Origin of the sequence: Microbacterium awajiense (assembly GCF_039536545.1) — a bacterium.
Classification (GTDB): domain Bacteria; phylum Actinomycetota; class Actinomycetes; order Actinomycetales; family Microbacteriaceae; genus Microbacterium; species Microbacterium awajiense.
On the sequence record NZ_BAAAYU010000005.1, the window covers coordinates 1,174,156 to 1,185,628 of the forward strand.

General features: G+C 68.8%; 9 protein-coding genes. 7 read left to right on the forward strand and 2 right to left on the reverse strand.

Going from position 1 to position 11,473, the window contains the following annotated elements; translation table 11 throughout:
* Positions 1-105: 105 nt before the first annotated feature.
* Complete coding sequence (locus ABD663_RS12200) at positions 106-1,614, reverse strand: molybdopterin-dependent oxidoreductase (protein ID WP_344740235.1); 1,509 nt, start codon at positions 1,612-1,614, stop codon at positions 106-108.
* 193 nt (positions 1,615-1,807) lie between these two features.
* Between ABD663_RS12200 and ABD663_RS12205 the strand changes: the two genes are divergently transcribed.
* From ABD663_RS12205 to ABD663_RS12215, 3 genes are read left to right on the forward strand one after another with little or no spacing between them, the layout of a single operon-like run.
* Entirely contained in the window at positions 1,808-3,601 is a 1,794-nt protein-coding gene (locus ABD663_RS12205) for a circularly permuted type 2 ATP-grasp protein (protein WP_344738908.1), read from the forward strand.
* Complete coding sequence (locus ABD663_RS12210; RefSeq protein ID WP_344738910.1) at positions 3,582-4,514, forward strand: alpha-E domain-containing protein; 933 nt, start codon at positions 3,582-3,584, stop codon at positions 4,512-4,514. The genes ABD663_RS12205 and ABD663_RS12210 overlap by 20 nt, the downstream gene beginning before the upstream one ends.
* Positions 4,511-5,356: a transglutaminase family protein gene (locus ABD663_RS12215; RefSeq protein ID WP_344738912.1), complete on the forward strand. Its 846-nt coding sequence runs from the start codon at positions 4,511-4,513 to the stop codon at positions 5,354-5,356. Before ABD663_RS12210 ends, ABD663_RS12215 begins: the two co-directional genes overlap by 4 nt.
* A 21-nt stretch (positions 5,357-5,377) precedes the next feature.
* Here the strand turns inward: ABD663_RS12215 and ABD663_RS12220 are convergent, their stop codons facing one another.
* The gene (locus tag ABD663_RS12220) at positions 5,378-6,385 is read right to left on the reverse strand and encodes a LacI family DNA-binding transcriptional regulator (RefSeq protein WP_344738914.1); all 1,008 of its coding nucleotides are present in this window, start codon (positions 6,383-6,385) and stop codon (positions 5,378-5,380) included.
* Between the two features lie 139 nt (positions 6,386-6,524).
* On the opposite strand from ABD663_RS12220, the gene ABD663_RS12225 reads away from it, so the two are divergent.
* The 4 genes from ABD663_RS12225 (at position 6,525) to rhaS (ending at position 11,255) form a co-directional block, all read left to right on the forward strand.
* On the forward strand, positions 6,525-8,045 hold the full coding sequence (locus ABD663_RS12225) for a sugar ABC transporter ATP-binding protein (RefSeq protein ID WP_344738917.1): 1,521 nt from the start codon (positions 6,525-6,527) through the stop codon (positions 8,043-8,045).
* The gene (locus ABD663_RS12230; RefSeq protein WP_344738919.1) at positions 8,042-9,082 is read left to right on the forward strand and encodes an ABC transporter permease; all 1,041 of its coding nucleotides are present in this window, start codon (positions 8,042-8,044) and stop codon (positions 9,080-9,082) included. Before ABD663_RS12225 ends, ABD663_RS12230 begins: the two co-directional genes overlap by 4 nt.
* The gene (locus tag ABD663_RS12235) at positions 9,079-10,140 is read left to right on the forward strand and encodes an ABC transporter permease (protein WP_344738921.1); all 1,062 of its coding nucleotides are present in this window, start codon (positions 9,079-9,081) and stop codon (positions 10,138-10,140) included. Before ABD663_RS12230 ends, ABD663_RS12235 begins: the two co-directional genes overlap by 4 nt.
* A gap of 62 nt (positions 10,141-10,202) precedes the next feature.
* A complete protein-coding gene (rhaS, locus tag ABD663_RS12240; protein ID WP_344740237.1) occupies positions 10,203-11,255 on the forward strand; it encodes a rhamnose ABC transporter substrate-binding protein in 1,053 nt (350 codons plus the stop codon).
* The last annotated feature ends 218 nt before the right edge of the window (positions 11,256-11,473 follow it).

Consider the following 11,473-nt stretch of genomic DNA (forward strand, 5'->3'; position numbering starts at 1 on the left):
GCATCCCGAACCTCGGAGTATTCGACGTGACTCGGAGCGACCTGCGCGTTCGGCTCCGAAGTTCGCGCGATTCTCCGACGTTCGTGCGCATCGCGGATGCCTCGGCTAGGAGAACACCTCGAGGAAGCGCTCGTCCCATCCGGTGGCGCCGTCGGGTGCGACGGCCGCACGCTCCTCGGTCTGCACCTCGCCGGTCGCGCTGATCGCGCGGCAGCGGATGAGGTGGCTGCCCTCGGTCGCGGTCCACGGCAGGCTCCACTGCACCCAGGTGTCGTCCGAGATCGCGGGGGCGAGGGATGCCTGCACCCAGGGGCCCTCGTCGATCTGCACCTCGACCCCCGAGACGCCGACGTGCTGCTGCCATGCGACGCCGGCGATCACGGTGTCGCCCGCCGTGAGGCCCTGCCCGCGGCGGGGGACGTCGATGCGCGACTGCAGCTTGATGGGGCCGCGCGCAGACCAGCCGCGGGTGGTCCAATAGGCCGTCGAGCGATCGAAGCGGGTCACTTCGAGGTCGACCACCCACTTCGTGGCCGAGACGTAGCCGTACAGCCCCGGCACGACCATGCGCACGGGGAAGCCGTGCTCGATCGGCAGCGGCTCGTCGTTCATGCCCACCGCGAGGATGGAGGCGCGGTCGTCGGTGAGCACGTCGAGCGGCGTCGACGCGCTGAACCCGTCGATCGACGTCGAGAGCACCATGTCGGCGTCGGCGGAGGGGGCCGCGCGTGCCAGCAGCTCGCGGATGGGGTACCCCAGCCACTTGGCATTGCCGATGAGGGTGCCGCCGACCGGGTTGGAGACGCAGGCGAGGGTCGTATAGCTCTCTTCGAGCGGCAGCGAGACGAGCTCGTTCCACGAGATGACGACCTCGCGCTCGACCATGCCGTGGATGCGCAGCGACCAACCGGCCGGGTCGACCTCGGGCACCACGAGGGCGGTGTCGATCCGATAGAACGCGTCGTTCGGCGTGACGATGCGGGCGAGTCCGGGGATGTCGAGCTCGGCGCCGGCGGGGACGGGCGGCGCCTTCACCGCGGGCGCGGGGAGCCCCAGCGCGTCGCGCGCCGCGGTCACGGCGCGCTCGCCGGCGCGCGCGAGGTTGCCGCCGATGAGCGCGAGCACGCCGACCACCCCGGCGGCTCCGGTCCATGCCAGGAAGCGACGGCGCGGCACCTCGGTGTCGACGGGAGGCTGGTGGGGCACCGCGCCGGGCGCGGAGCCGACCGCCAGGCGCACGAGGTATCGGATCGCGATCACCCCCGCGAGGCCGGCCAGCGCCGACGGCAGCCACGCGATGCCCGTGGCATCCGACCGAGTCACCGCGACCACGACGCCGACGGCCGCCGATGCGCCCACGACCACTTCGCCCAGCGGCGCCCGCGCCGCCTCGAGGAGGCCGGCGCCCGCCGCGACCGCCAGCATCACGATCGCGATGCCGACCAGCAGCGCGATCTTGTCGGCGGTGCCGAACCACGCGATCGCGGTGTCTTTCGCCCAGGGTGGCGCCAGATCGATGAGCGCCGCCCCGATGACCGCGAACGGGCTGGATGCCGGCGCGACGACGGCCGCGGCGAGCTCGCCCACCCCCGCGGCGAGCACCGCCGCGGCCATGCCTGCCGAAGCGGCGCGCAGGCGCACCCCCGTGTTCACACCGCGAGCCTAGATCGGGATGCCGCGTCCCGCGCGGCCCGGATATGACGGAACGCGGACATCTCGCGACGACGACGGGCGCCGGAAAATACACCACTTCTGCGCTCGGCGCACGGTAACACCGCGGCAACACGTGCCGGACTAGGCTCGGCACATGGGCGACCTCTTCGACGGATACGGTTCCACGCTCGCGCCGCGCAAGACGGCGTCGGGAGTCCCGGCGTTCGACGAGATGTTCGGCAGTCCGACCCATCCGGGAGCCCCTGCGGAGTCGCGTGAGGCGTATCGCGAGCTGTACCAGGCGCTCGCGCAGATGACCCAGGAGGAACTGCGCGGGCGCACCGAATCGCTCGCGACGTCGTACCTCGCGCAGGGCGTCACGTTCGACTTCGCGGGCGAGGAGCGGCCGTTCCCGCTCGACGCCGTCCCCCGGGTGATCGCGTACGACGAGTGGTCGCGGGTCGAAGCCGGTGTGCAGCAGCGCGTGAAGGCGCTCGAGGCGTTCCTCGACGACGCCTATGGCCGCCAGCACTGCGTGCGCGATGACGTGCTGCCCGCGGGGCTCATCGCCTCGTCGCAGTACTTCTACCGCCAGGCGGCCGGCATCCATTCTGCGAACGGGGTTCGCATCCAGGTCGCCGGCATCGACCTCATCCGCGACGAGCACGGTGAGATGCGCGTGCTCGAAGACAACGTGCGGGTGCCCTCCGGCGTCTCGTACGTCATCTCCAACCGTCGCATGATGGCCCAGACCCTGCCCGAGCTGTTCGTGTCGATGCGGGTGCGCCCGGTCGGCGACTATCCCAACAAGCTGCTCGCCGCGCTGCGGGCATCCGCGCCCCCCGGCGTCGAAGACCCCAATGTCGTCGTCCTGACGCCCGGGGTGTACAACTCGGCGTACTTCGAGCACACGCTGCTCGCGCGCCTCATGGGCGTCGAGCTCGTCGAGGGCCGAGACCTGCTGTGTGTGGGCGGCAAGGTGTTCATGCGCACCACGCGCGGCCCCAAGCGCGTCGACGTCATCTACCGCCGCGTCGACGACGACTTCCTCGACCCCCTGCAGTTCCGTGCCGATTCGATGCTCGGCGCCCCGGGCCTCATGCTCGCCGCCCGGCTGGGCAACGTCACGATCGCCAACGCGGTCGGCAACGGCGTCGCCGACGACAAGCTGCTGTACACGTATGTGCCCGACCTCATCCGCTACTACCTCGCCGAGGAGCCCATCCTCAAGAACGTCGACACCTGGCGGCTCGAAGACCCGGGCGCCCTCGAAGAGGTGCTCGATCGCCTCGATGAGCTCGTCGTCAAGCCCGTGGACGGCTCGGGCGGCAAGGGGCTCGTCGTCGGACCGGATGCCTCGCCCGCCGAGCTGGATGCCCTCCGCAAGCGGCTCCTGGCCGACCCGCGCGGCTGGATCGCCCAACCCGTCGTGATGCTGTCGACCATCCCGACGCTCGTCGAGGACGGGATGCGGCCGCGTCACGCCGACCTGCGCCCGTTCGCCGTGAACGACGGTGAGGACGTGTGGGTGTTGCCCGGCGGCCTGACCCGCGTCGCGCTGCCCGAAGGTCAGCTGGTGGTGAACTCCTCGCAGGGCGGCGGATCGAAGGACACGTGGATCGTCGGCGGCTCGGCCCCCGGCCACGTCGAGTACGGGCAGGGCAGCGGTCTGGCGGGGCTCGTCGCCGACCAGGCGGCGGTCACCGCGGCCATCCCGATCATCTACGACGCGCAGTCCGAGCCCACGCACTCGCCGCAGGACCGCCCGCGCTCGCGCGTCGAGCAGCAGGAGCAGCAGCAACAGGCCGCGCAGGAGCTCGCTGTCACCGACGATGTCCCACCTTCGGCTCATGCGCCAGGCCCACGTGAGCGGAAAGTGGGACATGCTTCGGCGAGATCGGGCCACGGTGCGGAGGGGGTGAGCGACGATGCTGTCGAGGATCGCTGAGTCCCTCTTCTGGATCGGCCGCTACATCGAGCGCAGCGACGGCACCGCCCGCATCCTGGACGTTCACCTGCAGCTGCTGCTCGAAGACCCGTGGATCGACGAGGAGACCGCGTGCCGCTCGATCCTCAGCGTCATGGGCTCGTTCCCGCCCGGCGGTGTCGAGCAGGTGCGGCGCGACGACGTGCTGCAGCGCCTCGCGGTCGACCGCGGCAACCCGGCGAGCATCGCCTACGCGCTCGCGGCCGCCCGAGAGAACGCGAGGCGTGCGCGCGAGATCGTCTCGACCGAGCTGTGGGAGACGCTCAACACCACGAACGCCCGGATGCCGCGCCGCCTGCACGGCGACAAGGTGCACGAGTTCTTCCAGTGGGTGCACGAGCGCGCCGCCCTGGCCGTCGGTGTGGTCGACTCGTCGACCAGCCGCGACGAGGCCTGGCAGTTCTTCACCCTCGGGCGCAGCATCGAGCGCACCGACATGACGGCGCGTCTGCTGGCGACACGGTCGCTCACCGAGGCATCCGGACCGTCATGGACGACCATCCTGCGCTCGTGCGGCGCATACGAGGCATACCTGCGGACCTACCGAGGCATGCCGAGCGCGCGCAACGCGGCGGAGTTCCTGCTGCTCGACCGCCTGTTCCCCCGATCGATCATCTTCTCGATCTCGCAGGCCGAGGGATGCATGAGCGCGATCGACCCGCGCGCCGACCGCGTCGGCCACTCGAACACGGTGGCGCGGGCCCTGGGTCGCATCCGCAACGATCTGGAGTACCGGCCGATCAGCGAGATCCTCGGCGAACTGCCGCACCACATGCAGCGCGTGCAGAAGGTCACGCGCGAGGCGTCCGAGGCGATCCGTCAGAGATTCTTCCCGACCGGGGCCGAGCCGAGCTGGATCGGAGAGACGTCATGAAGCGCCTGCGCATCGAACACCAGACCGGCTTCTCGTACCAGGGCGACGTCTCGGCCTCGTACAACGAAGCGCGGATGCTGCCGGGCTCGACCGACAGTCAGTTCGTGCTGAACTCCTCGCTCGAGATCGACCCGTCGACGTCGGTGAACAACTACGTCGACTACTTCGGCACACGTGTCGCCGCGTTCGACGTGCTGTCGCCGCACGCAGCGCTCGCGATCACCGCCCGCTCGCTCGTCGAGGTGCGACCCCGACCGCTCGAGCACACCGACATGACGTGGGATCGGCTTCGGCGGGAGGCGTCACGAGCGATCGAGACCGTCGAGCAGATGGGTCAGTCGGCGCGCACCAGGCCCCACCCCGAAGTCGTCGAGATCGCCCGGTCGATCGCCGGTCAGCACGAGCATCCGGGCCGTGCCGCGCTCGCGATCGCCAGCGCCATCGGCGATGCGGTGGAGTACATGCACGGCATCACCGGCGTGCACTCGACGGCGACCGAGGCGTGGGAAGCCCGCAAGGGCGTCTGCCAGGACCTCGCGCACATCACCCTCGGCGCGCTGCGTGAGGTCGGGATCCCGGCCCGCTACGTGTCGGGCTATCTGCACCCTCGACCCGCAGCCGAGGTCGGCGTCGCCGTGCCCGGCGAGTCGCACGCGTGGGTGGAGTGGTTCGCCGGCGGGTGGCATGGGTTCGACCCGACGAACAACATCGAGATCGGCGATCGCCACGTCCTGGTCGGCCGAGGCCGGGACTACAACGACGTTCCTCCCCTGCGAGGCGTGTACGCCGGTCCGTTCAAGAGCCACCTGCACGTGAAGGTGACCATCACTCGCGAGGCGTGAGCGACTCGAGGTGAACGGCGGTCAGCCTGCCGTGGAGCGGCGTACGACGAGTTCCGGCGGGAACACGGTCTGACGGGGGATGCTGTACGGATCGGCGGTCTCCTCCAGCACGATGCGAAGCGCTGTCCGTCCGATCATGCGACTGGGCTGCCGGATCGACGAGAGGGGCACGGCGGCTGCTGCGGCGAACGGGATGTCGTCGAAGCCGATGATCGCGATACGGTCGGGCACCAGCATCCGCCCGTCGACGATCAGCGACTGCAACAGGCCGAGGGCGATCAGATCGTTCGCGGCGAACAGCGCGTCCGGCCATGCCGTCGGTGGTCGACTGATGATCCTGGCGCCCGCTGCGACACCTTCAGCGACGGTCATGGCTTCGGTGGCGACGACCTCCACCGAGACCGGGACGTGGGCGTTCTCGGCTGCTGCGCGCGCGCCGGCGAGCCTGTCGTTGACCTGTCGGATGTCGAACGGACCACCGACGAACGCGATTCGACGGCGACCGCACGCGATCAGATGCTCTGCCGCCATGCGACCGCCTGCGACGCTGTCGATCGAGACCGATGAGAACTTTCCGTCGCCGCTGAAGCGGTCGACGAGCACGCAGGCGATTCCTCGCTCGCGCAGGCGGCGAAGTCGACCGGTGACGTCGCCGTAAGGTGCGATCAGCAGCCCGCGCACCTGCTGCTCTTCGAACAGATCGAGGTAGAGCCGCTCCCGACCGTGGTCTTCGTCCGTGTTGCCGTAGAGGATCGCGATGCCATGCTTGGTGGCTTCGTCCTCGGCGCCGCGGACGACGTCGTTGAAGAACGGATTCTGGCCGTCGAGCACGACGAACCCGACGGTGGTGCTGACCCCCGCGCGCAGCTTGCGGGCGGCGTCGTTGCGTACGTACCCGAGCTCCTCGATCGCCTGCGTCACGCGCGACACGGACTCAGCGGACACCTCGTCGGGCCGGTTGAGCACGTTCGAGACGGTGCCGACGGAGACACCGGCGCGCGTCGCCACATCGCGGATGCTCACTGCCACGCTCGACCCACTCCCTTGTCGGATCACGATTAGGTCACTGTCGCCGATCGGCTTGACGACCAGAGGCGACATCCATAGAGTAACTGAAACAAACCTGAATCGATTCATCTCCATTCACCTCGACGAGGAGGACCCTATCGTGGCAGACGATGTCGCCAAGCCGCGTCACGCACTCGAGCTCCACCGCGTGGTGAAGTCCTTCGGTCCCGTCGTAGCACTCCGGTCCGGAAGCCTCGTGCTCGACGCAGGCTCGATCCACGCTCTGATCGGTGAGAACGGCGCGGGAAAGTCGACGCTCGTCAAGATCATCGCCGGCGTCTACCAGCGCGACGCGGGCGAGTTCCTGCTCGACGGTGAGCCGGTCGACTTCTCGAGCACCGCGCAGTCCAAGGCTGCCGGCATCGCGGTGATCTACCAGGAGCCGACACTGTTCCCCGACCTGTCGGTCACCGAGAACATCTTCATGGGACGTCAGCCCCGCAACCGCTTCGGGCGCATCGACCGGAAGGCCATGCGCCAGGAGGCCGTCGAGATCTTCGACCGCCTGGGCGTGAGCATCGATCCCGACCGCATCACCGACGGCCTGTCGATCGCCGACCAGCAGCTCATCGAGATCGCGAAAGCGATCTCGCTCGATGCTCGCGTCCTCGTGATGGATGAGCCCACCGCCGCGCTGTCGGGCGTCGAGGTCGAGCGTCTGTTCGCCGTGGCGCGCAGCCTGCGGGATGAACAACGTGCACTCGTGTTCATCTCGCACCGGTTCGACGAGGTGTTCGACCTGTGCGACACCGTCACGGTCATGCGCGACGGTTCCTATGTCGACACGACGGCGATCTCCGAGACGACGGTCGACGATCTCGTGCGGCAGATGGTCGGACGAGACGTCACCGAGCTGTTCCCCAAGCTGCCCGCCGAGGTCGGCGACGTGCTGCTCGAAGTCGACTCGCTCACCCGTCCCGGCGTGTTCCGCGACATCTCGTTCGAGCTCCGCGCCGGCGAGATCGTCGGTCTCGCCGGACTCGTCGGCGCAGGCCGCAGCGAAGTCGCGAGGGCGATCTTCGGTGTGGATGCCTATCAATCGGGCACGGTGCGCCTCGAGGGGCGCGTGCTTCCGAAGGGCGACCCGCGTCTGGCCACCGTACGCGGCATCGCGCTCGTGCCGGAAGATCGCCGCAAGCAGGGGCTCGTGCTCGACGACGGCGTCTCGCGCAACATCACGCTCGCCATCCGATCGAAACTCGCCAAGTGGGGGCTGCTGTGGACGGGGCTGGAGAACGAGGCGGCCAAAGTGTGGGCGAGTCGACTCGAAGTGAAGACCGCCGCGCTCGACGCGGAAGCCGGAACCCTGTCGGGCGGCAACCAGCAGAAGGTCGTGCTCGGCAAGTGGCTGGCCACCGAACCCCGCGTCCTCATCGTCGACGAGCCCACTCGCGGCATCGACGTGGGCACCAAAGCTGAAGTCCACCGGTTGATCAGCCAGCTCGCGCAGCAGGGCATCGCGATTCTGATGATCTCGTCGGAGTTGCCGGAGGTGCTGGGCATGGCCGACCGCGTCCTCGTCATGCGCGAGGGGCGCCTGACCGGTGAGTTCAGCCGCGAAGACGCGACCCCCGAGGCGGTCATGTACGCCGCCACGGCCGACGTGGAGGTGGCCCGATGAGCACCACGATCGAGTCCCCGCCGAAGTCCGGCACGAGCCCCGCCGTGCGACTGGTGCGACACATCGCCACCGCCCGTGAGACAGGCATCCTGCTCGCGCTGGTGCTCGTGATCGTCGCGGCGACCCTCGCGAACCCGGCGTTCCTGTTCTCGTCCGACGGTTTCCGCGACCTGCTGTTGACGCCCTCGCTGCTGCTGCTTGTCGCCGTCGGCCAAGCCGTGGTCATCATCACCCGAAACGTCGACCTGTCGGTCGGGTCGATCGTCGGCCTGTCGGCCTACCTGACCGGACGTCTGTTCATCGACATCCCCGGTATCCCGATCATCGGAGTGTTCATCGCAGGGCTCGTCCTCGGGGGGCTGCTCGGCGCGGTCAACGGTGCGCTCGTCGCGTTCGCGCGAGTCCCTGCGCTGGTGATCACGCTCGGCACGATGTACATCTACCGGGGTATCAACGTCGCGTGGACCGGGAGCGACCGCATCAACGCGTCGGACATGCCCGCGGACTTCCGCGGGATGGGCACCGACCAACTCCTGGGCATCCCGGTGCTGACGATCATCGCCGTGGTCGTCCTCGTCGCCGCAGCCTGGTACATGCGCAACATCCGGGGTGGTCGCGAGCTGTACGCCATCGGCTCCGACCCGGCCGCCGCGCAGCTGTACGGCTTGAAGGTCACGCGCCGCGTCATCATGGCGTTCGTGCTCTCCGGCGCCCTCTCGGGTCTGGCGGGGGTGCTCTACGCGGCCCGGTACGGCACGGTGAGCTCTGCCGCCGGCTTCGGCTGGGAACTGCAGGCGATCGGCGCCGCGGTCATCGGCGGGGTCGCGATCTCGGGAGGCGTCGGCACGGTATGGGGGGCGGCGATCGGCGCGTTCCTGCTCCTGACCATCAACCGCGCGCTGCCGATCCTCGGCATCGACGACTTCTGGCAGCGCGCCGTCGTCGGCGCCCTCATCATCGGCGCGATCGTGCTCGATCGGGTGCTCGCCGTCCGACAGCATCGACGACTCGTCGCGCAACGAGAGGAGACACGATGACCACCGTCACCGACACCCCTCCCGTCCGGACCTACCGGGCGCACGCACGGCCTGCCTGGCGGCGGGTGCTGTTGACGCGCGAGTCGGCGATCATCGCCATCCTGATCCTCGTGATCCTCGTGGCGCTGGCCACTGTGCGCAACTTCGACAGCCCTCTCACGGTCACCTTCCTGCTGCGTGACATCGCGCCGATCCTGCTGATCGCGTTGCCGATGACGCTCATCATCATCACGGAGGAGATCGACCTCTCGGTGGCGAGCATCGTCGGGCTCTCGAGCGTGATGACCGGCATCCTCACACAGGCGGGGCTTCCGTTCCCGGTCGCCGCGTTCGTGGCGATCGTGGTCGGCACCCTCGCCGGCGCGTTCAACGGCTTCCTCGTCACCGTCGTCGGCCTGCCGTCGCTCGCCGTCACCATCGGCACGCTCGCGCTGTTCCGCGGTATCGCGGTCGGGTTGCTCGGCACGACGGCGATCACCGACTTCCCCGAGGAGTGGACCGACCTCGCCAAGGCGAACATCCCGGGCACGCCCATCCCGGTGATCATGATCCCCTTCGTGATCCTCGCGGTCGTCTTCGCGGTCATGCTGCACTTCACTCCCTTCGGGCGGTCGCTGTACGCCATCGGGCTCAACAAAGACGCTGCCGCTTTCTCGGGCATCGACGTCGGCCGCACCAAGTTCCTGCTGTTCGTCTTCAGCGGCGCGGTGTCGGGCTTCGCGGGCGTCTACTTCACGCTTCTCTACTCGAACGCCCGCGGCGACAACGCCATGGGCATGGAGCTGCAGATCATCGCGGCCGTGCTGCTCGGAGGCGTCTCGATCTTCGGTGGGCGCGGTGCGATCCATGGCGTGATCGCCGGTGTTCTGCTCATCGGAACGCTCGGGAGCGCGCTGCGGCTCGCAGGCATCACGAGCGACATCATCAACATCATCACCGGGATCCTGCTCATCCTCTCGGTGGTGTCGGCAAGCCTCCTCGCCTGGTTGCAGGCTCGCAGAGCCTCGGCCATCGGGAAGAGAAAAGGACGGGATGCGACGCCGGACGCGTCGACCTGAGCCTCCGGCCAAGCGCAACACCCTCCAGCACGACAGCTGAGAACAACGAAAGGAAAACAATGATGTTCGGAATTCAGCACAAGAGGCGCGCGGGTGCCGCGGCGGCCCTCGCCCTCGGTGCCGCGCTCGTTCTGAGCGCCTGCTCGGGCGGCGGATCGGGAACCCCGACGGACGGCGGCGACGGGGGGGACGGCGGCGACGCCAACCTCACGATCACGATGCTGCCCAAGAACCTCGGCAACCCGTACTTCGACACCTCGACCGGCGGTGCCGAAGAGGCCGTCGCCGAGCTCGGTGGCACCTTCGAAGAGGTCGGTCCGACCGAGGCGTCGCCGACGTCGCAGGTCAGTTTCATCCAGACCGCAGCCCAGCAGGGCGTCGGCGGGCTGATCGTGTCGGCCAACGACCCCGAAGCGATCTGCGACGCGCTGGACGAGGCCCGCGGGGCGGGTGTGAAGGTCGTCACGTTCGACTCCGACACCAACCCCGAGTGCCGTGACCTGTTCATCAACCAGGCCACCGCCGAGGGCATCGCCCGCATCCAGGTCGACCTGATCGCCGAGCAGATCGGCGACGCCGGTCAGATCGCGATCCTGTCGGCATCGGCGAACGCGACCAACCAGAACGCGTGGATCGAGATGATGGAGGAGGAGCTCGCCGCCAACCACCCCGACATCGAACTCGTCGACGTGGTCTACGGTGACGACGACGACCAGACCTCGTTCGACCGCACCGCGGCGCTGCTGCAGACGTACCCCGACCTGAAGGGCATCATCTCGCCCACCACCGTCGGCATCTCTGCTGCCGCCCGCTACCTCTCGACCTCGGAGTACAAGGGCCAGGTCATGCTGACCGGCCTCGGTACTCCGAACCAGATGCGCGAGTACGTCGAGGACGGCACCGTCGTGGCGTTCGCGCTGTGGAACCCGGCCGACCTGGGCTACCTGGCCGCGTACGCGACCGCGGCCCTGATCACCGGTGAGATCACCGGCGCCGAGGGTGACACGTTCGAGGCAGGCAAGCTCGGCTCGTTCGAGGTCGGCCCCGACGCCGGCGTACTGCTCGGAGACCCCTACGTCTTCGACGTCGACAACATCGGCGACTTCGACTTCTGAGTCGCCCGCGCGCGGCTTCGGACAGGGTCCGAAGCCGCGCGCTCAACCTGAACGACCGGCGAGCTGCACTCGGAGGTTCAGGTACGTGCGGCGCGCCGCGCCGCCCAGCACTGCCTTGCAACTTGGGACGCAATGAAGGGACCCACATGAGTGTCACAATCGAACCCCCGGACCGACAGGAAAAAGACGACCGGCGACCGCAGGTCGGCTCAGATCGC